Here is a 22,155-nt window from a genome sequence, read left to right on the forward strand (position 1 = left end):
CTGGGTCGCCAAAAGACAGCATAAATGACTGGGCATTGTGTGATCCTCATTGCAAAGCGGGGCGGGAGGCTTGCCTATAATGGCGCCGGATTTTCTCAATCGGAGCCGAAGGGATGCCGGTCTTCATCGATGTGGAGTATGTGCATGACTGGTGCCTGTTCGTGGTGCTCTCGGATGGCACTACCGGGGTGCTGGACCTGACCCCCTGGCGCAGCCAGCCCCTGTTTGCCGCCATTGACACCGAGCGTCGCTTCGCCCGGGTCTTCATCAATCGCCGCCACCAGCTGGAGTGGCCTGGAGGTTTCACCCTGTCGGCCCAGGAGGTCTATCACCTTATCAAGCCCATCGACGAGCGCGACGCCTTCCACGATCGCAATACGCATTGAGCCTTGCCTGCTAACGCGTTGAGTCAGGTAACGTTTTCAGTCACAGACCCGCTTTGGCGAGGCCGCTATCATGGCCCCAGGGTGGCGTATTTTGCGCCAGCACCATCACAGCGGGAAGATAACAATGAAACAAGGAAGGTTGCGCCATGGCGGCCTGATCGGGGCCGCCTTGTTACTGACAGCGTGCGGCAGCGGCGGCGGGGGCTCCAGCAGCGAACCCCAGCCCCCCGTGGTCAATCCGCCCCCCACCTCGGACAGCCGCGCCTGCTACGGCGATGATCAGCCCGCCTGCAACCTGCGCACCTATCAGGTGATGGTGGAGTCCTTCGTCGATGGCGACGGCAGTGCCAACTACGGTGTCGGCTACGGTCCTTCCCGGCACAACGGCGATCTGCAGGGGATCATCGACAGCCTGGACCACATCAAGAGCCTCAACGTCAACGCCATCTGGCTGACCCCTGTGTTCGACTCCTGTGCCGGTCAGACCGGGGACGATCGGCTGGATGCCACCGGCTACTTCGCCTGCGACTTCTTCAACGTGGACCCGAACTTCGGCAGCAATGCCCAGTTGAAAAAACTGGTCGAGGCAGCCCATCAGCGTGGGCTGCATGTCTTCCTGGACGGCGTGTTCGGCCACGTCAACCGGGTCGGGGTGAGCAAGCCTTCGCCGGAGGGGCGTCTGCCCGCCCTCAAGAGTGGCGGCGCCGGCTACCCTGGCCAGCTGGTGGATTACGATCAGCCCGAGAGCCTTGCCTACTTCAAGGAAGTGGCCCGCTACTGGGTCGAGCAGTACGGCATCGACGGCTGGCGCCTCGATCAGGCCTATCAGCTAGGGCTGGACGAGTGGCGCGCCATTCGCAGCGAGGTGGAGCAGGCCAGTGCGGCGCGCAAAGCTGCCGGCCAGCAGTGGGGCACCCTGGGCTACATGGTGGGGGAGGTGTGGAAAGGGGCCGACGACATCCGTAACGAGGCCTACGGCAGCAGCGACAACCCGGCGCTCTCCTCTGCGTTCGACTTCCCGCTGCGCTACGGCCTGGTGCAGGCGCTGGCGGTGGAGGAGTCCGGCAAGGGTGGCCAGGGGGCCAGCGTGCTCGATGCCAGCTGGAACAAGGTGGAGAACTACCCGGATCACGCCATGCCTAACCTGATGCTGGGCAACCACGATCTGGTGCGTTTCGGGGATCTGCTGGAACGCGGCAACTTCAATCCGGCGGACTACTGGCAGCGTCACAAGGCGGCCTTCAGCTTCCTGGCGGCACGCTCCGGCCCTATCACCCTCTATTACGGCGAGGAGTTTGGCGACGAGGTGCCGGGCTTTGCGGCCCAGGTGGGTGGCGACTGTGCGGCCCAGGGGCTGTGTGACGATCACGTGGCCCGCAGCGACGGCAAGGTGCCCGGTGTCACCGGCTTTGCCCCGAGCAGCGAGCAGGCCGAGCTCAAGCAGTGGCTTGGCCAGCTGTTGGCCCTGCGTGCCGCCCACCCCGCCCTCTATCAGGGGGAAAGGATCAAGCTGGTGGCCGAGGGCAGCGTCTACGGCGACATCAAGCAGACGGCGGCGGAGCAGATAGTCTACCTGCTCAATGTCTCCACCACGCCCCAGAGCTATGCCGTGCCGGTTGGCAAGCTGCGCAGCGGCAGCGCCCTGGTGGATCTGCAGAGCGGCGAGCGCCTGGCCATGGGAGGCAGCAGCCTGACGGTGGACTTGCCACCCCTCAGTGGTCGCTTCCTGCAGTTGCAATAACGCCTGTCCCATCACAAAGAGGGCCCCTGCACGGGGCCCTCTTTGTTTATGGTCGGTCAGGGGTGCTCTGCCCCCGGTTCTCCAGCCGTTGCCGGAAGGCCCTGGCCAGGCGTTCATAGAGATCCCTGGCCTCTCTGTCTTCGATGTCGCCACGGATCCAGGGGTTGTCGATGATTTCCAGCAGCACGCAGCCCTGGCCCTGCTGGCGCAGATCCACCCCGAACAGGCCGTTGCCGAGCTGGTGCACGGCACGGCGGGCGGTCTGCAACACCCGTTCCGGCACTTCGGTGAGCGGCAGCGCCTCGATCCGGCTCATGTCGAGGGGGTGCTTGCGGCGGCGGATGCGGTTGCCGGGCTCCGGCCGGTAGCGGCGGCAGGCGAACAGCGGCGAGCCGTCGAGAAAGCCGATGCGCCAGTCGAACTCGGCGGGGATCCGGCTCTGCACCAGCAGCAGGGCGGAGCGGCCCAGCCCCTCGTCCAGCAGGCGGGCGAGCTGGGTCTCGTCGCTGGCCATGGCGAGATCACGGCCCTGGGCACCGTCGGGCACCTTCACCATCAGCGGCAGACCGAGGCGCTGCACCAGCTCGTCCACCTGGTGGCGGCCACGGCGGGTCACCACCATGGTGGGCGGCATGGGCACGCCGCTGCGCACCATCAGCTCGTAGAGGTAGAGCTTGTTGCTGCAGGCGAGGATGGCGCGGGAACTGTCGATCACCGGCATCTTGAGCTGCTCGGCACGGCGGGCGAACTCGAAGGTGTAGTGGCCCACCGCGGTCTCGGCCCGCAGCCAGAGGGTGTCAAACTCCGGCAGCCGCTCGATGGCGGAGGGCGCCAGTATCTCGGCCTGGATCCCCTGGGCGGCGGCGGTCTGGATAAAGCGCTCGATCGCCAGGGCATCGCTGCTGGCCCGGCCATCGTTCTGATCCATCAGGATGGCGAGCTGATAGAGCGGCGCCGTCTGCTCCTCGTCCCCTGTACCGACCAGGGCCTGGGCGTGCTGCAGCATCAGCTCCCGCTCTCGCGGGCTCAGCACCAGGGGGGAGAGGCTCTGCTGCTGGCGCACCGACCAGCCGTGACGGCCTCGTTTCAGCGTCAGCTCCTGCAGCGGCAGCTGGTTCAGGCCGTAGTAGTAGCGGGACAGCCCCGCCAGCTCGCTCTGTTCGCACTGACCGAAGATGGCGCGTACCCGGATCCTGTCCTCGCTTTGGCGGGCCAGCCAGCCCTGCAGCTTGCGCCACAGCTTGGCCGGTGGCTGCTGGGGTTGCTGCCGGCTGATGGCCTGCAGTCCCGGCAGGCAGTGGTGGCTGCGGGCCTGGGCCAGCAGGGAACAGTAATAGCCCGCACTCAGGTGCTCCAGGCTGCGGCAGAGATTGATGATGCGGGGACGGCCGCCGGTGGTGGGCACGCCGTGTTGCAGATAGGTGCGGGCGGTCAGCAGATAATCGGCACGGCAGGGCCAGTCGCCCGGCTCGTCGACGATGACATAGGTACTCATATTTTCGGCTCCACAGAAAGGACTGCCTGAAAAGGCAGGATCCCCAGTGGGCTTCGATGCACCGACAAGCACGACAATGGCGCGAGGGGAAACAAGAGGTTACAGTGCCTAATATTCTGCCTTGGTAACTTGTGATACAAGTCGCATTTCTGGTGCTGAGGATAAATAACCGAACAAGGACTCCCCGTGTTGACCGTGCGCGCGGCCCGAACCGATGATTTGGGCGCCATCGTGAAGCTGGAACGCTACTGTTTTCCCCCCGAGGTCGCCTTCGGCCGCAGCCGCTGGCACTACCTGCTCAGCCATGCCAGGGGGCGCACCCTGCTGCTGCTGGATGAAAAGGCGCAACTGATGGGCTACCTCAGCGTGCTGGAGCACAGGGGCTGGAACAGGCTCATCATCCAGACCCTCGCCATTCGCTGGACGGTGCGCCGCCAGGGTTGGGCCCGGCGCCTGCTGGAGCAGGTGATCCGGGAGGGCCGGGAAGCGGGCTGGGGGGCTATCCGGCTCGAGGTCGCCGATGCCAACCCGGAGGCCCAGACCCTCTACCATGGGCTGGGGTTTCGCCCCAGGCTCAGGTTGCCGGACTACTACGGCCCGGGCCAGCACGCCCACCGGCTGGTGCTGGCGCTGAAGCAGGCTTGAGAGAGGAGAGAGGATGAGCTGCGACAACTGCCTCGCCACCGCCATCAGGGTCAGCATGAGCCGCGTTGCCTCGACATCGAGGGGCAGCCATGAGCTGTGACGACTGTCTTGCCAACGCCTTCGGGGTCAGCATGAGCCGCGCTGCCGCGACATCGAGGGGCCGCCATGGGCTGTGATGACTGCCTGGCAACCGCCTTCTGGGTCAGCATGAGCCGCGCTGCCGCGACATCGAGGGGACGCCATGGGCTGTGACGACTGTCTTGCCACCGCCATCAGGGCCAGGCTGGGGCGCTGCCCGCTCTGCGCCATCCAGACGCTCGTCATCGGCTTGGTGGGCTGGCTGGTCTGGTGGTGGTGTGGCGCCGACACCTCGGTCAACGCCCTCACCGGCCTGCTGTTTGCCCTAGGGGGCAGTGGCCTGTTGCTGCTGCATCTGGCGGTGTTTATCTGGCGAAAAGCGACGGGCCGCGAGCTGGATGATGAATGAATTCTTTTTGTTTCAACAAGATAAATCACAATGGAGGTTCAGATGATCGCAATGGTAACGGGCGCCTCGTCCGGGTTTGGTGAGGCCATCAGCCGTCTGCTGGTGCAGGCTGGTTACAGGGTGATAGGCACCGGTCGCCGCGCCGAACGGCTGGCCGCCCTGGCCGACGAGCTGGGTGAACAGTTCCTGCCGCTGGTGTTCGACGTGCAGGACAAGGTCGCCACCCGCGCCGCCATCGAGGGGCTGCCGGCCGCCTGGCAACAGGTGGATCTGCTGGTCAACAACGCAGGGCTGGCGCTGGGGCTGGAGCCCGCCCACAAGGCGGATCTCGAAGACTGGGAGCAGATGATAGCCACCAATATCAGTGGCCTGACCCTGCTCACCCGCCTGCTGCTGCCGGGCATGGTGGCGCGCAATCGCGGCCACGTGATCAACATCGGCTCTATCGCTGGCACTTACCCTTACCCGGGTGGCAACGTCTACGGCGCCACCAAGGCGTTCGTGAAGCAGTTCAGCCTGAATCTGCGCGCCGATCTGGCGGGCACCGCCATCCGCGTCACCAACGTGGAGCCGGGTCTGTGCGGTGGCACCGAGTTCTCCAACGTGCGCTTCCACGGTGACGACGCCAAGGCGGCCACCGTCTATCAGGGGGTGCAGGCCATCCAGCCGGAGGACATCGCCAATACCGTGCTCTGGGTCAGTCAGCAGCCCGCCCACGTCAACATCAACAGCATCGAGATCATGCCGGTGGCCCAGACCTTCGGCCCGCTCCATATCAGTCGTCGCTGAACCCCGTCTTGCCGGGACGAGAAGAGGCACCCCTGGGTGCCTCTTCTCGCTCTGTTTTCTATCCTGCCCGCCGCCCCCGTCTGGCGTCATCCACCCTCTATCCCAGATCGCTGCCAGCGAGTGGTCAAGTTGGCCTGCAACTTGCTGAGTCATGGTGATTGGCGGGGAGTGTCTCCCCGGACGCCGGCTCGGCCGGCAGCAGCGTGGAGCCTTCATGGATATCAAACCCTATGGTCAACAACTCGCCCAGAGTGCGTCCCACAGCCGTGCCCTGGCTACCCTGGGTGGCGACGACAGCCAGCAGGGGAGCTGGGATCAGCAGGTCAGCCTCTCCAGCCAGGTGCTGACCGGCAAGGCGCAACAGGTACTGACTTACGAGCATCTGGCCAGAAGCGGCAAGAGCGCCTCCCTGGCCGGGAGCGCCAGCAATACGGTGGTGCAGCAGTTGGTGGACAAGGCACTCGGCTTCGATCGCAAAAAATTTGACGATCTCGAGAGCCAGATCAAGGGGGTGGCCGACGACAAGACGCTCTCGGCCGAAGAGCGGGAGACCCAGACCCGGGCCCTGACCGAGCAGCGTGATGCCATGCTCAAGGCGGCCATGGACAGGCTCACCGGCAAGTCGTCGAGCGGGCAGAGCGCCCAGGTCTGAGACCAATGACTCGAACGGCAATCTTTGGTGCCAGCCGGGCAAGGTTTTGCCCCGGATGCCGGGGAAGGATGAAGCAGGGAGCGCCAGTGCCCTCCCTGCCGTAGAGGGCGTGCCTCAGGGCTTTGGCACTATCCCTATGGCGATTGCCGTGGTCTGGACCGCCTTGATCTGATCCCCCTTGGCGATCAGGGCGAACTGGGCCGGATCCTTCACCTTGAGGGTGAGGGTATTGTCCACGCCCTTGACCCTGATGGTCTGCTGCGCCTTGTCGACGTCGATGACGTCGGCATAGATGGTCACCTGCATGCCGGCCCCGGCGCCCGGTTGCTCACCGGCGGCCGCCTTGCTCCCGTCTACTTCCACCACCCGTTTTCTCACCCCGGCGGTGCCCTTGAGCAGCTCGAGATCCAGCAGTTGCAGGTAGCGCAGCGCCACCACGTCCCCCACCTTGAGATTCTGGAGGTTGGTCACCTCTTCCCCGGCAACCAGATCGAAGGTCTTGCCTTCGGCATTCTTCAGGCTGACCTTGCGGGTCGCGAGATCGATGGCGGTAACGGTCGCCTCGGCTTTCACCTCTTCGGCCAGGCTGGCCTGGCCCGGGGTGACGGCCACATTGGTGGTGACCTCGGCGGCCTGTATCAGGGGATTGACACAGAGAGTGAGCACTCCTGCGATCCATGCGTGCTTCAGTTTCATGATTAGACCCTATGGCTGGAAAACAGAACCCCGTGAGAGGCGTCAGGATGACGACATGGCGCGGCGCCATGATGGAGCAGGGGAGTGACCCCTTCTCCAGTGACACCATAGCAAAGTCACACCTGAGTACCATCATGCCAAAGGAGGCGGATCACCATTTTGATGGCTTGCTCCCGTTTTTTGACCCGATGGGCCGGCTGGCGCACAATCCCCCTGCATGCATTCAACCGAGGGCTCTGCCGTGTACAACTTCCAATATGCCAATCCCACTCGCATCTGTTTCGGGGAGGGCCAGATCGCCACATTGCCGGAGCTTGTCCCTGCAGGCAGCCGCCTGCTGGTACTCTACGGCGGCGGCAGCATCAAGCAGAACGGTGTCTATGAGCAGCTGACCCAGGCGCTGGCGGGCAGGGAGTGGCTGGAGTTTCCCGGCATAGGTGCCAACCCTCAGTACGATCAGTTGATGGAGGCGGTGGCTCTGGTCAAGCGCGAGCGCATCGACTTCCTGCTGGCGGTGGGCGGCGGGTCCGTGGTGGATGGCACCAAGTTCGTGGCCGCGGCGGCCTGCTTCGAGGGCGAGGATCCCTGGGAGATCCTGCTGGACAAGGCACCGGTCAAGGCGGCCTTGCCGCTCGGCTGCGTGCTGACCCTGCCAGCCACTGGATCCGAGAGCAATCCGGCCGCCGTGGTGAGCCGGGGGGAGGCCAAGCTCTCCTTCTACAACCCGTTGGTGCTGCCCCGGTTTGCGGTGCTGGATCCCACCACCACCTACAGCCTGCCACCGCGCCAGGTGGGCAACGGCGTGGTGGATGCCTTCGTCCACATCCTGGAGCAGTACCTCACCTTCCCGGTGGGGGGCGAGGTGCAGGACAGGTTGGCGGAGGGCTTGCTGCAGGTGCTGGTGGACAACGGCCCACGGGCGCTGACGGAGCCCACCAACTACCAGGTGCGCGCCAACCTGATGTGGGCCGCCAGCTTGGCCCTTAACGGCCTCATCGGGCGCGGTGTGCCCCAGGACTGGTCCACCCATGCCATCGGTCATCAGCTCACCGCCCTGCACGGGCTGGATCATGCCCAGAGCCTGGCGGTGGTGCTGCCTTCATTACTGCGGGAGCAATCGGCCCAGAAGCAGGAGAAGTTGGCCCAGTTCGCCGAACGGGTGTGGCACTCCGGCCGCGAGGACAGGGCGCTGCGCATCGAGGAGGCCATCATTCGCACCGAGCAGTTCTTCCAGCAGATGGGGGTGGGCACCCGCCTCGCCGACTACGGTCTGACAGAGAGCTGCATCCCGGCTATCTGCTCCAACCTCAAACGCTTTGGCCTGACCGCCCTCGGGGAGCAGCAGGATATCGATCCCGACAAGGTAGCCAGGATCCTGTCCCACGCGCTCTGATCATCTGGCTCCCGAGCTGAAAAGAAAACGCCCCGATTGTCGGGGCGTTTTGCATTCCGGGGTGGGGCGGGAGAGGATCAGGCGATCTTGTCCAGCTCGCACTCCAGGGCTGCCGCCTTCTGGCGGGCCGGATGGGTATTGAGCAACTGCCAGTAGGCCTCAAGGTGCGGGAACTGCGCCAGCTGGCCGCCCTGGGCCAGCAGATCCACCAGGAAGGAGTTCATGATGTCGGCGCCGGAGAGGCGCTCCCCCACCAGATAGCGGCGGCTTGCCAGCACCTCGTTGAGATAGCCCAGCACCTTGGCGCACTCCGCCTTGGCGTAGTCCGGCAGGAAGCGCATCGGGCTGCCATCTTTTCGCACGAACATGTCCAGCAGCAGCGGCAGGATGCCGGAGCTCTCGGCGAAGTGGATCCACTGCAGGTATTCGGGATAGTCGGGGCTATCGGGGGCCGGCGCCAGCCGCTCGGCCGCATGGCGGGCGATCAGGTATTCGGTGATGGCACCGGATTCGGCCAGCACGCGGCCGTCGAACTCGATGACGGGTGACTTGCCGAGGGGGTGAATGGCCTTGAGCTCGGGGGGCGCGAGGAAGGTGGTGGCGTCGCGCTGGTAGGCCTTGAGCTCGTAGGGCAGGCCCAGCTCCTCGAGCAGCCAGATGATGCGTTGGGAGCGGGACTTGTTCAGATGGTGCAGAACTATCATGGGAACCTCGATGGGGAGCGGAAACGGCTGATACGTGCTGGCGCGGTGAGTGGTTCACCAGGAGACAAAAAAGAGCGGGCTAATGCCCGCTCTGTGCTGACTCAGGCTTCCAGCGCCTGATCCAGATCCGCCAGTATGTCTTCGATGGCCTCGATCCCCACCGACAGCCGGATCATCTCCGGCTTGACCCCGGCCTTGGCCTGCTCGGCTTCGCTCAGTTGGCGGTGAGTGGTGGAGGCGGGGTGGCAGGCCAGCGACTTGGCATCGCCGATGTTGACCAGCCGCTTGAAGATCTTGAGCGCATCGTAGAAGCGTACCCCCGCCTCATACCCTTCCTTCAGACCGAAGGAGAGGATGGCCGAGGGACGGCCGCCCATGTACTTCTCCGCCAGCGGATAGTGGGGGTGACCCGGCAGACCGGCATAGCTGACCCAGGCCACCTTGGGGTGATGCTTGAGGTGGTGGGCCACCCGCAGGGCGTTGTCCACGTGGCGCTCCATGCGCAGGCTCAGGGTCTCCAGCCCCTGCAGCAGCAGGAAGGCGTTCATGGGCGCCAGCGCCGCCCCCGTGTTGCGCAGGGGCACGGTGCGCACCCGGCCGATGAAGGCGGCCGGGCCAAAGGCGTCCGTATAGACCACTCCGTGATAGGAGGGCTCCGGCTGGGTGAGCTGGGGGAAGCGCTCGGCGTGATCCGCCCAGGGGAACTTGCCCGAGTCGACGATGACGCCCCCCAGGGAGTTGCCATGGCCGCCCACGTACTTGGTGAGGCTGTGTACCACTATGTCGGCGCCGTGCTCTATGGGTTTGCACAGCACAGGGGTGGCGACCGTGTTGTCGACGATGAGCGGCACGCCACGGGCGTGGGCCACCTTGGCGAAAGCCGCCAGATCGACGATGTTGCCCGCCGGGTTGCCGATGCTCTCGCAATAGACCGCCTTGGTCCTGTCGTCGATGAGTGCGGCGATGGCCTCGGCGCTGTCATCCTTGGCAAAGCGCACCTCGACCCCGAAACTCGGCAGCATGTGGGCGAACAGGGTGTAGGTGCCGCCATAGAGCTGGGGGGTGGAGACGATGTTGTCGCCGGCGGCGGTCAGCGCCTGAATGGCGTAGGTGATGGCGGCGGAACCCGCCGAGACCACCAGCCCGGCTATGCCTCCCTCCAGGGCGGCCATCCGTTGCTCCAGCACATCGTTGGTGGGGTTCATGATGCGGGTGTAGATGTTGCCTGGCACCGCCAGGTTGAACAGATCCGCCCCGTGCTGGGCGCTGTCGAACTCGTAGGCCACCGTCTGGTAGATGGGCACGGCCACCGCCTTGGTGGTGGGGTCGCTGGAAAAGCCGTGGTGCAGGGCCAGGGTCGCATCTTTCATCACACACTCCTTGTTGGATGTTGCTGGGTAGCAGTTATAGATGGATAGACGTCCAATCTAGCAGGCCCTGCGCCGATGTAAACCACCCAATCCGGCAAAGCAATGCCAGTGGGGTTGTGATCCTGCTGCGCCCTTTCCCGTCCTGAGTCCTGGCCCATTCAGAGGCGGCGACGATATTCCCTGTCGTCTATCTGGTGCATGTCCCACTGCATCAGGCGGTTGAGCTGATGCATGGGATCCTCGATCAGGGTCAGTGTGCGAGGCAGGATCCGGCGGAAGTAGCGGCGCAGGATCTGCTGGATCCGGTTCGGTGCATGGGGGGTGGTCTGGCTCATGATGGTGCTCCTGTGCTGTGGTGTTCACGTTCGCCAACAGTATTGAGCTAAAATGAGGAAGTAAAAACTGACAAACTTCATCAAAAGGATTTCCTCTTTTATGCCCAGCAGCCGCCTCTACCAGCAATTTCAACGGCTCGCCCAGCAGCTTGGCTGCGATGAGCGGGAGATCAGCCTCGCCGAGGTGGCGGATCTGCTCTGTTGCACCCCGCGCAACGCCCGCCTGCTGCTGCGTCGCATGCAGGATCAGGGCTGGCTCAGCTGGTCGGCCGAGGCGGGCAGGGGACGACGTTCCCGGCTCATCCTGCTGGACAATCAGGAGAGCCTGACTCGTCGCCGGCTGCGGAATCTGCTGAGTCAGGGGCAGCTCACCCAGGCGGTGCGGCTGGCGGAGGGGCGGCTGGATTTGCTCACCCCGCTGCTCATCGAGCAGCTCGGCCAGGCCACCCGGGAGGGGCGCCAGATCCTGCGGGTGCCCTACTATCGTCCGCTGCCCCAGCTGTTGCCCACGGATCCCCTGCGCCGCTCCGAAATTCACCTGAGTCGGCAGATCTTCAACGGACTGACCCGGCGAAATGAGGAAAATGGGGAAATCGAGGGGGATCTGGCTCACCACTGGGAGTGCCTCGGCCCCTGTCACTGGCGCTTCTATCTGAGGCCGGCGGTGCGTTTTCACCATGGCCGCGAGCTGGGGGTGGAAGATGTGATGGAGAGCCTGCATGCCTTGCGCGAGCGCCCGCTGTTCGCCCATCTGGCACGGCTGGAGAGCCCCTGGCCGCGCACCCTGGATATGTATCTCGACAGTCCGGATCCCCTGCTGCTCCATCTGCTGGCGGAGCCGGTGGCGGCGATCCTGCCGCGCGAGCTCAAGGAAGAGGCGGGTTTTGCCCTGCAGCCGGTCGGCACCGGCCCCTACAAGGTGGTGGCCAACGATCCCCTGCAACTGTGCCTCGAGGCCTTCGACGACTACTTCGGCCTGCGGGCTCTGCTCGACGAGATCGACATCTGGATGCTGCCGGAGCTGGCGGAGCGGCTGGAGAGCCACCTGCAGCTGGGGCGCGACAGCCCCGAGCTCGGCACCATGCGCGGCGAGTCGGAGCTGGAATCGGGCTGCTACTTCCTGCTGCAGGACGACAGATCCCCCCCGCTGCAGGATCCCGCTCTGCGCCAGTGGCTGACCCGGCTGCTGAACCCCATCGCCCTGATGGGACGGGTCGCCCCCGAGCTGCAACGGGGCTGGACCAGTGCCCTCGGCCTGCTGCCCCACTGGCGCGAGACACTGCCCGCCGAGGAGCCAAGGCCGGCACAGTTGCCGACCCGGCTGGTGCTGGCCTGCTTCAACCAGCACCTGGAGTTTGAGGAGTGTGCCGGCGCCATGGCCAGCCTGCTCGGGGAGCAGGGGATCCGGCTCGAGGTGCGCACCCTCGATTACGGCCGCTGGGTGAGTGGGGAGGATGAGGACGTGGATCTCTGGCTCGGCACCTTGAACCTGGAGCATGAGCACGCCTTCGCCCCCTATGCCTGGCTCCAGGGCACCCCCTTGCTGCGCAAGGTGTGGGGCGGCCAGCAGCGTTTGTGGCAGGGATTGACGCAGTGGCGCGCCAGCGGCGCCGAGCCCGGCCCGCGGCCCTTGCTGGCCGAGGTGCAGCGCCAGGGCTGGTTCGTGCCGTTGTTTCACCACTGGCTGGAGCTGGAGAGCCGGGTCGGCGTGCACGGGGTGCGCATGACGGCCCTCGGCTGGTTCGATTTTCGCAGCGCCTGGCTCAGACCCGAACAGGGGATGGCGGCAGCGGAAACCGGAGACGGCTCCCACCCGGATGCCGGGACGCTTGAGTCATGAGGGTTGGCGCGCTAGCCTGTGCGCGGTCCCACGACAAGGAGTCGATATCCATGCTGGAAATGCAGATCCAACCCCGTTTTCAAGAGACGGACGCCCTCGGCCATATCAACAACACGGTACCGGCGGTCTGGTTTGAATCGGCCCGTGATCCCCTGTTTCGCCTCTTCTCTCCCGAGCTGGATGTGCACAACTGGCATCTGATCATCGCGGGTTATGCGGTGCAGTTCAAACGGGAACTGTTCTATGGCCAGCAGGTATTGATCAAGACGGGGGTACGGCGCATCGGCACCAGCTCCTTCACGCTCTGGCAGGAAGCCTGGCAGGGCGGCGAGCTGGCGGTGACCGCCGAGACGACCCTGATCCATTTTGACTACCAGACTCGTCAATCCCGTCCCCTGAGCGACGCTCACCGGGAGGGACTGAGGACCTGGCTGGTAGAGAGTTAACCCGGCCTTCGGGCCCATCACAGGACACTTATGCGCAATACCCTGATCGCTCTGACCCTGGGACTCTGTTCCTTGCCTTCGCTCGCCACCACCCTGGCCGAGCAGTTCGCCCTGATGGAGAAGGGGGCACAGAGTGCCCTCGATACCCGCCAGTTCAGTCATGACGGGGTAGATATCAAGGCCTGGATCGACGGCGCCCCCGTCATTATCGCCGTGCCCATCCTGAACGAGCAGGGCAAGCAGGAGGGGGAGAGCCGTTACTACTTCAAGGGAGGCAAGCTGTTCGGGGTGAAGGAGCCCGCGGCCCAGTTCGCCTTCGATGACCAGGGCAAGCTGACCCGCTGGCTCGATGACAAGGGCCAGCCGGCAGAGTTCGTCAGCAAGATGAGTATGCAGCAGCGCGAAGCCTGGCTCACTCGGCGGGCAGCTGAACTGAGCGCGCTGTTCGTGCCGAGCCAGGCGGAGCAGAAGGCCAGCGAAGGAGGCGCCAAACCGAAGGGGGCGGATCTGGCCCGGTGGCTCTGCAACGACAAGCTGATGGCGCTCGCCAAGGGCGACAAGGTGATCGCCGAGCAGGCGAAACTCAAGACGAGCGAGCAGGGCATGAAGGGAGAGGTCTCTCTGCGCCAGGAGAAGGGGTGGCAGGATCTTTGCCTCACCTGCGAGGTGCGGGGTACCCAGGTGACTCGCCTCACCTGGCAGCCGCTGCCGGGCGCCAACAAGCCGCAATAAAAGAACCAGCAAGAGGGGCCCATTGCGGGCCCCTTCTCATTCGGATGCTGGCTCCCCCAGCCTTATCCGGGTGAGAGCCTCTACCCGCCGCCACTGTCCGGGATCGAACCAGCGCGCCAGGATCGTCCGTTGCTGTTCGGCACGATCCCGGGGGCGCAGTGGCTCGAGTTCCGCCAGATAACCCGCCAACTGCTGCTCGAACCCTTGCTGGCTCTGCGCCAGCTGGTGCAGCCGATCCACCGCCTCCGGTCCCAGTTGCTCCAGCAGCACGGCGTCCCGCTCGGCGGGGGAGATCTGCTCCAGGCGCTGCAGATCGCCGAGCAGGCGGCCATTGGCCTCGGCCTCCCGAAACCACTGGGGCTGCTCCGTCAGCCAGAGAGCGAGCTCCTCACCGAGTGCGTCCCTGTCGGCGTCGTTGGCCTCCGCCAGTGCCTTGCGCCTCAGGGTCCACTGCTCCATCAGCCGATCTTCGGCAAACAGCTGCTCCTGCTCGGCAGGGGTGAAGCTCTGCTGGCGCAACTGTTCGCGCTTGTCAAACAGCTGTTGCAGGCTGGCGAGGCCGGGATCCGTCGGCACCGTCAGGCTGGACTCCGCCGCCAGGAAGCCCTGATAGCGACTCAGCAGCGGGTCCTCTTCGTCTGTCTCGCCTCGCTCCAGGCGCTGGGCCAGCTGGTGGCGCAGGGCTCCCTGCTCGGGGGTGGCATCCAAGGGTGGCTCCGCACTCGGGCAGAGCGCCAGCACTCCAAGCAGCAGGGTCGGGCACAGCAGTGCCAGTATCAGCACGCCCCTGTTCATAGCCCCAATCCCTGCAGGCGGTTGGCGTGCTGGCGGTACAGGGTCACGGGGTCGGTGTCGAACAGGTGATGGATGCCAAACGACTGGTTCACTTCGTCCAGGTGGTTCATCCGGTAGCCGGTGCCGATCACCTTGCCGAGGTGGCTGCTGCAGACCCCGACCAGGCCGTCATTGGGCTCGCGGAAGAAGGTGCCGGTCAGGGCCAGCGCCGGATCCACCGGATCCAGGATGTTGGTCATGTTGCCGCGCCCGCTCCAGGAGAAGTAGTAGACGCCGTTGGCGGCGCGCAGCGGCCCCTCGCCACAATGCTGGCTGGGAAGCCCTTCCGGATAGCGCTGGTTGAAACGCTGGGCACCCGAGCTGGTCAGGGCATCGAGGGAGGCGAGGGGATCCTGGGGCAGGTCGCTGCCGCCGGAGAGCAGCGAGATGATCCCGGAGAGCGCCGAGGCGGCGGCCACCGCCAGTTGCTCGGCTGGCGATCCCGGTTCCACCCTGGCGCGTACCAGATCGGCAATTTCCGAACCCTGGTTGACGCCCCCCACGCTGGTGGCGGAGGCGACCAGCTCGGGGGCGACCGAGGCCACATAGCGAATGGTGGGACCACCGTGGGAGTGACCGATGAGGTTCACCTTCTCCGCCCCTGTGATGGCGAGCACCTGCTGCACCTGTTTGAGCAACTGTTCGCCGCGCAGCTCCGAACTCTGGGTGGCGGAAACCTGCGCCACATAGACGCGGGCGCCATCCCGGGTCAGCGCCTGGGGGATACCGTAGAAGTAATCGACCCCGAGCAGCTTGTCGAAGCCGAACAACCCGTGCACCAGCACTATGGGGTAGCGGGTCTGGGTATAACCGGCGCCCTGGCCCAGCATGGGCAGGGCGCACAACAGCACCAATAGCCATCTTTTCATCTTCACCATCCTTGTGAAAAAACCGGCTGCACTCTGATCGTCGATCGTCACCGGGGCAGCCACCGGCCTCATGCCAGTAGCAGCATGGTAGCTGAACTCATATGTATCTGTGGAGGGGATCACTAAACCGGGGATTGCAGAAAAACCCTACCCATATGGGCAAAAAAAGGCTGCGCCAACTATTCCTTGTGTCCGCCCATCAAATAAGTTAAATAATAATTATTATCATTTGAGTGTCTGAGTCATGACGGGAACCTGGGTGAAGGGATGGGTCGGTACCACCGACGGGGAGAGCAGCATGGCGCACTGGAAGGCGCAGACCCTGAGCGGCAATCGTCACTTCGACGCGGGAGAGCACGCCAGGGCGCTCGACTATTACCAGCAGGCCCTGTGGCTGGCCCGTCAGCAGTTCGCCTGCTGGCCGGATGCGGACGAGGCCGTGGCAGCCCTGGTGGTGGCCCACCACAACCTGGCGGATCTGCTGGTGGCCATGACGCTGCCGGACAGGGCCGCCGACATGTTGTGCCATGTCCACGACTGCCTGCTCGCCACCAGCCAGTCTCCCGCAAGCCCGGACCCCCTGCGGGCGGCGGCCCTGCGCCATAGCCGCGGCACCCGCACCGAGCTGCTCGCCTTCGAGCAAAAACACGGTCATCACGACGGCATTTTGCGCTGTCTCGGTCAATGTCAGTGCCAGACCGAACCCGCCCATCGATTGCATTGAGCCCAACAAGAGAGAGAACGAACATGAGCCATACCCTGCCTGCCCTCGGCTACGCCTATGACGCGCTGGAGCCTCACATAGACGCGCTGACCATGGAGATCCACCACAGCCGTCACCACCAGACCTATATCACCAACCTCAATGCTGCCCTGGTCGAGCTCCCCGAGCTGGCTGCCCTGCCGGTGGAGGAACTGCTCGCCCGTTTCGACAGACTGCCGGTGAGCGTGCAGGGGGCGGTGCGCAATCACGGTGGCGGCCATGCCAACCACAGCCTGTTCTGGCAGGTGATGAGCCCGCAAGGGGGCGGTGAACCGGGCGGTGAGCTGGCCGAGGGGATCACGCGGGATCTGGGCGGGCTGGAGGCCTTCAGGCAGAGCTTCACCCAGGCGGCACTGAGTCGCTTCGGCAGCGGCTGGGCCTGGCTGGTGGTGGACAAGGCGGGCCACCTGCAGGTGGTGAGCAGCGCCAACCAGGACAGTCCCCTGATGGAGGGGCTGGTGCCCATTTTGGGGCTGGACGTGTGGGAGCACGCCTACTATCTCAAGTACCAGAACAAGCGTCCCGACTACATAGCCGCGTTTTACAAGGTGATCGACTGGGCCGAGGTGGCACGCCGCTACCGGCAGGCGCTGGCCTGAGCCTTTTCCTTTTTTCTTCCGTCATAAACAAGAGACCCGCCATCAGGCGGGTCTCTTGTTTCTGTCTGTTCAGGGGGCGGTGGCCGTTGTCGCACTGGTTGCCTTGTCGAGCGGCTTCTGCACCGGCGCCACTGGGGGAATCGGCAGGCAGGGCTGGCTGGCCCCTATCGTGCTCAGGGGCTGGCAGGGGATGGGACCACCGATGACGATGGGCTCGCCGAGGAACTTGGGCCCCTTGTCCAGCACGTAGAGATCGAGCAGCCCCATCAGGCGGGCGAACACCTCGCGCACCCGGGTCTTGATGCCCTGATAGGCGCTGGGATCCAGGGCATTGAAGCCGACCGCCTCGATGCCGAAGTGGTGGGCGATGAAGATGGCGCGCTCGTTGTGGAAGGCCTGGGAGACCACGGTGAAGCGGGCCTGACCGAACACCTCCTTGGCGCGGACTATGGAGTCCAGGGTGCGGAAGCCCGCGTAGTCGCTGTAGATGGCGCTGGCGGGAATGCCCGCCTGGATCAGGGCGCGCCGCATCTGGCGTGGTTCGTTGTACTGGACGGTGGCGTTGTCGCCGGAAACCAGGATGTAGTCCACCTTGCCGTTGTTGTAGAGCTCGGCAGCGGCCTTGATGCGGTATTTGAAGTAGTGGTTCGGGCTGCCCCCGATCAGATACTTGGAGGTGCCGAGCACCAGGGCGACCCGATTGTAGGGCACCGCATCGACGTCGTCGTAGGTGTAGTGACGGGCGTCCGACACGGTCCACTCGCTGTAGCCCAGCAGTGCGGCAACGGAGGCCAGCAACAGGCAGAGGCAGGCGAGCAGGATCTTGGCAAACTTCTTCATGCGCGGTGCGGTTCGGATCTGAAGTAAGAGATGACAGGGGGCCATTCTATTACAAGTTGCCGTGGCGCGTCAGGTTTGATGCGCCCCCATGGCGTCACTCGGGCACAGGCTGTCGCAGAGCCCGGCGCGATCTTGAGTCCATCAAGGGGCGCCATAAACAAGGGCGACCATGGCCGCCCTTCCTCATTCATGGCTCACCCTCAATGGGCTGAGTCGTTCGCCTTGCACTCCTCAGACTCCTTGTTGGCTTCCCACCAGGGCAGCAGCTCACGGCCGAACCACTGCTGGTAGGCCTCGCTGTCATTGGCAATCAGCTGGTCCAGCTCGGCTTCGAAGGCGCTCATGGCCTGCTGCTGATCCGGGTTGCGCAGGGCCCGGGCCATGGCCAGCCAGCTGGCGCTGCGGCCGGTCTCGCTGAGGAAGCGGTGCACAGTGTAGGACCAGGAGTAGACCATCTCACCGCCCTTGTCGTAATCCAGGTGCAGGATGTCGGCCAGGGCCGGACGATCGCTGGCCGGACGACCGGCGACGTTGTCCAGGCCGCGGGCGAAGCACTGGCCGTGGGCGATGAACTCCGCCAGCCCTTCCGACCACCAGGTAGTGCGGTTGAGCGGGTAGTGGCCGAAGCTGCCGTACTGGTTGAAGCGGCCGTCCAGGTAGTGCACGTACTCGTGGCGCAGGTTCCACACCTGGAAGGCGGGGCGCTTCCACTCCGCCTCGTAGGCGAAGAAGCGGGCCTGGTTGCCGGGACGGGCCGGATCCCCCTCGAGGTAGATGCCGCCGTTGTCGGTGGCGACACCGCCAAACAGGGCGCTGCCGTAGCGTTGCCAGTCGGCGGAGGAGTCGAAGATCACCAGCTCCAGCGCCTCGTTGAGATCGTCCGCCACCGGCTGACCGCCGGTTTCCATCTGCTGATGGAACTGCTGCTCTTCGGCACCCAGTTCACGGCAGATCCCCTCGGCCTGATCCATGGTCAGATCCTGGGCCCGCAGGCGCAGGGTCGGCGAGCAGGTGTGCTCGAACGGCAGCACGTCCTCCACCCGGACAGGGGTGCAGAGCCCGGCGAAGTCACCGCTGATGCAGGCTTCGCTGGTGCGATCCGTGTAGGTCAGGTAGTAGGTGGAGAGGGTCAGTGACATGTCTGCCAGCAGATCCTGGCTCTGCTGACCGCCGGGGATCAGGTCGTGGTGGCGAACCAGTGCGATGACGGAGTCATCCAGCAGCTTGCGGTAGCCGTCGAGCTCGTCCGGGCGGGTATAGCGGGCGACCCGGTAAAGGCGGGTGTAGGCATCCAGCACGTTGTTGAGCAGGAACAGATCGGCACCATCCCGTCCCTTCCACAACGCGAGCTCGCTCATGCCGAGGGCGTGCAGCTGCTTGCGCAGCTCGCCATCCTGCTGGCGGAAGTCGTTGGCGAAGGGGTCGCTGTAATCGCTGGCGAAGTCGAGGAAGTTGAGCAGATCGAACAGGCCGGTCGCCCAGGTGTGCTGACCGTTGATCTCGCCGGCATGGCGGGTGGCGTAGGCCAGCATCTGGTTGAACTCGCCGAGCAGGGTGCCAAAGCGGCTCTGCACTGCCGGGCTCTTGAACTGGCCGTGCAGGGCGATGCTCCAGGCCCCCATGACGGTACCTACCTCGTCGCTGGCCTGCTCCGGGAAGAGCAGCGGATGGGCGCCGAGCGCCGTCAACGCCTCGGCCAGTGCCTCGGCGGCAGCCGGGCCGTCCTCCTTGTGCTTGCCGTAGTTGTGGTAGTTGTGGGCGCGCACGTATTCCAGCAGCAGCTTCATGGCCGGATGAGCCGGCTGATTGGCCGCCAGCAGGCGCTGGATGCCGCGGGACACGGCCAGCAGCTTGCGGTCATCGTGACCATAGTTCTCCTGCCAGACCGGCGCGGGCTGGCCACTGGCATCCTGCACTATCCTGGCCGCTTCGGCGTCCAGCAGCTCGGTGCCCGGCAGATCCGGCTCGGAGCAGGCGCGGCCGTCGGCACGGCGACAGTCGAGCTGCTCTTCCTTGCTGGCCAGCACGATGGGGCGGTTGAGCACCCGGCTCTCCTGCCACTCGGTTGTTTCCGGCAGGGTCTGCCATTCGCTGCCCCCCACCGGGTATTGATAGCCGGTGTCCTTCAAGACCACCTGCACTTCGCTGCCGGCGGGCAGGGTCTGGCGGCATACCCGGTAGCTGATGGTCTTGTCGCCCTCCTGCCGGTTCTGGGGTTCATCGCACTCCTGCTGTGCCTTGGTCTCGTCCAGTTGCCAGCTGTACTGGCGCCAGACGTGCAGCTCGCTCACCTGACGGGCGGCCTGGCTGCCTGCGATGGGTTGCAGGCGGAAGAAGATCTGCTCGAGCCGGCCATCCCGTTCGTTGGGGGTCTCTTCCAGCACCTTCAACTGCTGCCAGTCTCGGGGCTGGTACTGCCATGCCTGCTCGGCGCAGCGCCCCTCGGCGTTGAGCTCGCAGCGATCCAACTCCTGCTCGCTGTGACCCAGGATGACCCGCTCCGCCAGCGGCAGACGATCCTGACGCGGCGCGGTCGGGGTGCCTGCCAGTGGCTCCCAGCGGCCCTGCTTCATGCCGTAGCCAAAGTCATAGCTGCTGGCCGGGACGGCCTTGCCGGCCGGCACCACTTCTTCACAGCTGAGGTAGCGGATCTGCCAGCCCTGCTCGATCTTGAGTTGCGGTTCACCACACTGCCGCTCTGCCAGGGCCGCCAGGTTGGCCTCGCGCCAGTCGAAGCGGCGATACACCCTCAGCTGCTGATAGGGGGCGCTGCCGTTGCGAGCGCTCAGCTCATAGGTCACTTCGGTGAGACGATCCCCCAGCTGACGGCTGGCTTCGCCCATGAGTTGATACTGTTGCCAGTCGGGGGAGTAGCTGGCCAGCGCCGAGGTGGCGAGCAGGCCGGGGGCTGCCAGGAGCAGCAGCCGGGTAGAGAGGTGATTCATCATAATCCCTTTGGTGGATGGAGTGACGTGGGGACCAGACAGGGTATTGGGCTCCAAAAGAATATCAACGAGCCAGGTGGCGCCGAGAAATCATGTATTCGGGAGCAAACAACATAAAAACAGCCCCAAAGGGGGCTGCATTGATAGCAAGGACTCAGCCCCATATGGGGGGCTACGTCACTCCTCTTGCCGCAGGCTCTGGGCGAGCAGGGTGCGGGAGGGTTTCAGATTGCCGCCGAGATCCGGCCAGGGCAGCCAGCGGTCCGGCACCATAAAGCCAGGCAAGGAGTGTCTGATCCAGGTCGCCAGTTCGTCGTGGGGCACGGGCTCTGCCAGCCAGTCGATAAAGGCGGCGGGCCTCTGCCCCCACTCATCGCTCGGCACTGGCACCACCAGGGCCTGGGCCACGGCGGGGTGATCCACCAGCCGCTGCTCTATGGTCTCGGGTTGGATGTTCTCCCCTCCCGAGATGAAGAGGTTGTCGAGCCGCCCCTCCACTACCAGCTCGCCGTCCGTGGTGAAGTGGCCCTTGTCCCGGGTGTGAAACCAGCCCTCCTCATCCAGCGGCAGCACCAGCGCTCCGGCCTGGAAATAGCCGGCAAACAGGGTGTCGCCGCGCACGCAGATCTCTCCCTGACGGATGCAGACCTCCCGCCCGGGCAGGGGCCTGCCCACTACCCCGGCGCCGGCAGGCTGGCCGGTGCAGACCTGGCTACCCATCTCGGAGAGGCCATAGCTCGACTTGGGGGTAAACTCCAGTGCCTTGAGGTGGTTGACCAGAGGCTCAGGGATGGCGGCCCCTCCGAGCAGCAGCTCGCGCAAGCGGGTGCGAGCGGGGTCGAAGCCTTGCGCCAGCAGGCGCCAGAGTTGGGTCGGTACCAGCGAGAGGTGCGTGATGGGCTGGCGCTCGAGCCGTTCCTTGAGGGGCTGGGTACGATCGTCTAGCACCAGGCTGGCCCCCGCCAGGAAGACCCGGAACAGGATGGCGTAGCCACCCACGTGGAACAGCGGCAGGGAGAGCAGCCAGCCGCAATCGCCATCGAGGGGGATCAGGGTGGCCGAGCCCCGGGCCGAGGCGAGGTGGTTGGCGAGGCGGTGCACCACGGCCTTGGGGCTGCCGCTGGATCCCGAGGTGAGGATCATGTTGCTCGGCCGGTTGGGATCCAGCCACAGGGGCTCGGGGGTGGGCTCCCCCTCGGCCTCGAACTCCAGTTGCAGCCGCCGCCAGGGGCCGGGTGGCATCTCTCCCGCCGACCAGCAGGCGACCACCTCGAGTTGTCGCGCCAGCTCGGCCTGTCTGACGAGGGGGAAGGCGGGATTGAGCGGGCAGAAGACGAGGCCGCTGCGCACGCAGGCCCAGGCCAGCAGCACATCCTCCAGGGCGCCGCGCACCACGGCGGTGAGGCGATCACCCGGCTTCAATCCTGCCTGCGCCAGCTGTTGGCACAGGCCGTTTAGCCGAGTATCCAGCTGCCGATAGGTGAGAGAGATATGGCCGTGGATGGCGATGCGCCCGGGGGCCGCCTGTGCCCAGTGGCGCACCGGGCAGGCTGCCAGTGAGGCATCAGCTGCACGGGCGGGCGGCATGGGGGCT

21 protein-coding genes and 1 pseudogene are annotated in these 22,155 nt (G+C 65.1%); 12 read left to right on the top strand and 10 right to left on the bottom strand.

The window, feature by feature from the left end; genetic code table 11:
* The first annotated feature begins 113 nt into the window (after window positions 1–113).
* Window positions 114–386, top strand: a complete 273-nt coding sequence (locus KI797_RS01550; protein WP_005328751.1) for a DUF2442 domain-containing protein — start codon at window positions 114–116, stop codon at window positions 384–386.
* Between the two features lie 124 nt (window positions 387–510).
* Window positions 511–2,127, top strand: a complete 1,617-nt coding sequence (locus tag KI797_RS01555; RefSeq protein WP_041206514.1) for an alpha-amylase family protein — start codon at window positions 511–513, stop codon at window positions 2,125–2,127.
* Window positions 2,128–2,173: 46 nt separating this feature from the next.
* Here KI797_RS01555 and KI797_RS01560 read toward each other — a convergent pair whose 3' ends face one another.
* Window positions 2,174–3,622, bottom strand: coding sequence for a RimK family protein (locus KI797_RS01560; protein WP_226171155.1), 1,449 nt, complete (start codon window positions 3,620–3,622; stop codon window positions 2,174–2,176).
* Between the two features lie 186 nt (window positions 3,623–3,808).
* Between KI797_RS01560 and KI797_RS01565 the strand changes: the two genes are divergently transcribed.
* The 4 genes from KI797_RS01565 (at window position 3,809) to KI797_RS01580 (ending at window position 6,195) form a co-directional block, all read left to right on the top strand.
* Entirely contained in the window at window positions 3,809–4,267 is a 459-nt protein-coding gene (locus KI797_RS01565) for a GNAT family N-acetyltransferase (RefSeq protein ID WP_041206513.1), read from the top strand.
* 241 nt (window positions 4,268–4,508) lie between these two features.
* The gene (locus KI797_RS01570) at window positions 4,509–4,754 is read left to right on the top strand and encodes a DUF3624 family protein (protein ID WP_161506838.1); all 246 of its coding nucleotides are present in this window, start codon (window positions 4,509–4,511) and stop codon (window positions 4,752–4,754) included.
* Window positions 4,755–4,796: 42 nt separating this feature from the next.
* On the top strand, window positions 4,797–5,543 hold the full coding sequence (locus KI797_RS01575; protein ID WP_161506839.1) for an SDR family oxidoreductase: 747 nt from the start codon (window positions 4,797–4,799) through the stop codon (window positions 5,541–5,543).
* Window positions 5,544–5,757: 214 nt separating this feature from the next.
* Entirely contained in the window at window positions 5,758–6,195 is a 438-nt protein-coding gene (locus KI797_RS01580; protein WP_161506840.1) for a hypothetical protein, read from the top strand.
* A gap of 114 nt (window positions 6,196–6,309) precedes the next feature.
* Here KI797_RS01580 and KI797_RS01585 read toward each other — a convergent pair whose 3' ends face one another.
* A complete protein-coding gene (locus KI797_RS01585; protein ID WP_041206510.1) occupies window positions 6,310–6,891 on the bottom strand; it encodes a hypothetical protein in 582 nt (193 codons plus the stop codon).
* A gap of 217 nt (window positions 6,892–7,108) precedes the next feature.
* Between KI797_RS01585 and KI797_RS01590 the strand changes: the two genes are divergently transcribed.
* Window positions 7,109–8,284, top strand: coding sequence for an iron-containing alcohol dehydrogenase (locus KI797_RS01590; RefSeq protein WP_226171157.1), 1,176 nt, complete (start codon window positions 7,109–7,111; stop codon window positions 8,282–8,284).
* A 77-nt stretch (window positions 8,285–8,361) separates the two neighbouring features.
* On the opposite strand, the gene KI797_RS01595 is transcribed toward KI797_RS01590, so the two are convergent.
* The 3 genes from KI797_RS01595 to KI797_RS01605 form a co-directional block, all read right to left on the bottom strand.
* Window positions 8,362–8,988: a glutathione S-transferase family protein gene (locus KI797_RS01595; RefSeq protein WP_226171158.1), complete on the bottom strand. Its 627-nt coding sequence runs from the start codon at window positions 8,986–8,988 to the stop codon at window positions 8,362–8,364.
* Window positions 8,989–9,089: 101 nt separating this feature from the next.
* Window positions 9,090–10,358 (bottom strand): O-acetylhomoserine aminocarboxypropyltransferase/cysteine synthase family protein, encoded by a 1,269-nt coding sequence (locus tag KI797_RS01600; protein WP_226171160.1) that lies wholly within the window; start codon window positions 10,356–10,358, stop codon window positions 9,090–9,092.
* A gap of 158 nt (window positions 10,359–10,516) precedes the next feature.
* Window positions 10,517–10,693: a hypothetical protein gene (locus tag KI797_RS01605; protein ID WP_226171161.1), complete on the bottom strand. Its 177-nt coding sequence runs from the start codon at window positions 10,691–10,693 to the stop codon at window positions 10,517–10,519.
* A gap of 100 nt (window positions 10,694–10,793) precedes the next feature.
* On the opposite strand from KI797_RS01605, the gene sgrR reads away from it, so the two are divergent.
* From sgrR to KI797_RS01620, 3 genes are read left to right on the top strand one after another with little or no spacing between them, the layout of a single operon-like run.
* Window positions 10,794–12,533, top strand: coding sequence for an HTH-type transcriptional regulator SgrR (sgrR, locus tag KI797_RS01610; RefSeq protein WP_226171162.1), 1,740 nt, complete (start codon window positions 10,794–10,796; stop codon window positions 12,531–12,533).
* 50 nt (window positions 12,534–12,583) lie between these two features.
* The gene (locus KI797_RS01615; protein ID WP_005329373.1) at window positions 12,584–12,979 is read left to right on the top strand and encodes an acyl-CoA thioesterase; all 396 of its coding nucleotides are present in this window, start codon (window positions 12,584–12,586) and stop codon (window positions 12,977–12,979) included.
* Between the two features lie 30 nt (window positions 12,980–13,009).
* Window positions 13,010–13,711, top strand: a complete 702-nt coding sequence (locus tag KI797_RS01620) for a hypothetical protein (protein ID WP_005329375.1) — start codon at window positions 13,010–13,012, stop codon at window positions 13,709–13,711.
* Window positions 13,712–13,747: 36 nt separating this feature from the next.
* Here KI797_RS01620 and KI797_RS01625 read toward each other — a convergent pair whose 3' ends face one another.
* Entirely contained in the window at window positions 13,748–14,506 is a 759-nt protein-coding gene (locus tag KI797_RS01625) for a lipase secretion chaperone (RefSeq protein ID WP_226171163.1), read from the bottom strand.
* Window positions 14,503–15,414: a lipase family alpha/beta hydrolase gene (locus KI797_RS01630; RefSeq protein WP_043128902.1), complete on the bottom strand. Its 912-nt coding sequence runs from the start codon at window positions 15,412–15,414 to the stop codon at window positions 14,503–14,505. Before KI797_RS01630 ends, KI797_RS01625 begins: the two co-directional genes overlap by 4 nt.
* Before the next feature lie 298 nt (window positions 15,415–15,712).
* Between KI797_RS01630 and KI797_RS01635 the strand changes: the two genes are divergently transcribed.
* Both KI797_RS01635 and KI797_RS01640 read left to right on the top strand, forming a co-directional pair.
* Complete coding sequence (locus tag KI797_RS01635; RefSeq protein WP_226172964.1) at window positions 15,713–16,138, top strand: hypothetical protein; 426 nt, start codon at window positions 15,713–15,715, stop codon at window positions 16,136–16,138.
* 23 nt (window positions 16,139–16,161) lie between these two features.
* Window positions 16,162–16,776, top strand: coding sequence for a superoxide dismutase (locus KI797_RS01640; RefSeq protein ID WP_226171165.1), 615 nt, complete (start codon window positions 16,162–16,164; stop codon window positions 16,774–16,776).
* Window positions 16,777–16,851: 75 nt separating this feature from the next.
* On the opposite strand, the pseudogene KI797_RS01645 reads toward KI797_RS01640, so the two are convergent.
* The 3 genes and pseudogenes from KI797_RS01645 to KI797_RS01655 form a co-directional block, all read right to left on the bottom strand.
* A pseudogene (locus KI797_RS01645) lies at window positions 16,852–17,661 on the bottom strand (SanA/YdcF family protein); the annotation flags it as partial.
* A 155-nt stretch (window positions 17,662–17,816) separates the two neighbouring features.
* On the bottom strand, window positions 17,817–20,561 hold the full coding sequence (locus tag KI797_RS01650) for a collagenase (RefSeq protein ID WP_226172967.1): 2,745 nt from the start codon (window positions 20,559–20,561) through the stop codon (window positions 17,817–17,819).
* A gap of 177 nt (window positions 20,562–20,738) precedes the next feature.
* Window positions 20,739–22,148 carry an AMP-binding protein gene (locus KI797_RS01655; protein WP_226171167.1) on the bottom strand — a complete coding sequence of 470 codons (1,410 nt, stop codon included), beginning with the start codon at window positions 22,146–22,148 and terminating at the stop codon, window positions 20,739–20,741.
* Window positions 22,149–22,155 lie beyond the last annotated feature (7 nt).

The sequence above is a fragment of the Aeromonas media genome (assembly GCF_020423125.1).
Classification (GTDB): Bacteria; Pseudomonadota; Gammaproteobacteria; order Enterobacterales; family Aeromonadaceae; genus Aeromonas; species Aeromonas media.

Excerpts from the sequence above, each read along its gene's own strand:
- KI797_RS01575 (WP_161506839.1), top strand. The coding sequence starts at position 4,797 with ATGATCGCAATGGTAACGGGCGCCTCGTCCGGGTTTGGTGAGGCCATC.
- KI797_RS01600 (WP_226171160.1), bottom strand. The coding sequence starts at position 10,358 with ATGAAAGATGCGACCCTGGCCCTGCACCACGGCTTTTCCAGCGACCCC.
- sgrR (WP_226171162.1), top strand. The coding sequence starts at position 10,794 with ATGCCCAGCAGCCGCCTCTACCAGCAATTTCAACGGCTCGCCCAGCAG.
- KI797_RS01625 (WP_226171163.1), bottom strand. The coding sequence starts at position 14,506 with ATGAACAGGGGCGTGCTGATACTGGCACTGCTGTGCCCGACCCTGCTG.
- KI797_RS01620 (WP_005329375.1), top strand. The coding sequence starts at position 13,010 with ATGCGCAATACCCTGATCGCTCTGACCCTGGGACTCTGTTCCTTGCCT.
- KI797_RS01555 (WP_041206514.1), top strand. The coding sequence starts at position 511 with ATGAAACAAGGAAGGTTGCGCCATGGCGGCCTGATCGGGGCCGCCTTG.
- KI797_RS01640 (WP_226171165.1), top strand. The coding sequence starts at position 16,162 with ATGAGCCATACCCTGCCTGCCCTCGGCTACGCCTATGACGCGCTGGAG.
- KI797_RS01655 (WP_226171167.1), bottom strand. The coding sequence starts at position 22,148 with ATGCCGCCCGCCCGTGCAGCTGATGCCTCACTGGCAGCCTGCCCGGTG.
- KI797_RS01550 (WP_005328751.1), top strand. The coding sequence starts at position 114 with ATGCCGGTCTTCATCGATGTGGAGTATGTGCATGACTGGTGCCTGTTC.
- KI797_RS01595 (WP_226171158.1), bottom strand. The coding sequence starts at position 8,988 with ATGATAGTTCTGCACCATCTGAACAAGTCCCGCTCCCAACGCATCATC.
- KI797_RS01560 (WP_226171155.1), bottom strand. The coding sequence starts at position 3,622 with ATGAGTACCTATGTCATCGTCGACGAGCCGGGCGACTGGCCCTGCCGT.
- KI797_RS01585 (WP_041206510.1), bottom strand. The coding sequence starts at position 6,891 with ATGAAACTGAAGCACGCATGGATCGCAGGAGTGCTCACTCTCTGTGTC.
- KI797_RS01580 (WP_161506840.1), top strand. The coding sequence starts at position 5,758 with ATGGATATCAAACCCTATGGTCAACAACTCGCCCAGAGTGCGTCCCAC.
- KI797_RS01615 (WP_005329373.1), top strand. The coding sequence starts at position 12,584 with ATGCTGGAAATGCAGATCCAACCCCGTTTTCAAGAGACGGACGCCCTC.
- KI797_RS01635 (WP_226172964.1), top strand. The coding sequence starts at position 15,713 with ATGGCGCACTGGAAGGCGCAGACCCTGAGCGGCAATCGTCACTTCGAC.
- KI797_RS01570 (WP_161506838.1), top strand. The coding sequence starts at position 4,509 with ATGGGCTGTGACGACTGTCTTGCCACCGCCATCAGGGCCAGGCTGGGG.
- KI797_RS01630 (WP_043128902.1), bottom strand. The coding sequence starts at position 15,414 with ATGAAAAGATGGCTATTGGTGCTGTTGTGCGCCCTGCCCATGCTGGGC.
- KI797_RS01590 (WP_226171157.1), top strand. The coding sequence starts at position 7,109 with ATGCATTCAACCGAGGGCTCTGCCGTGTACAACTTCCAATATGCCAAT.
- KI797_RS01650 (WP_226172967.1), bottom strand. The coding sequence starts at position 20,561 with ATGAATCACCTCTCTACCCGGCTGCTGCTCCTGGCAGCCCCCGGCCTG.
- KI797_RS01605 (WP_226171161.1), bottom strand. The coding sequence starts at position 10,693 with ATGAGCCAGACCACCCCCCATGCACCGAACCGGATCCAGCAGATCCTG.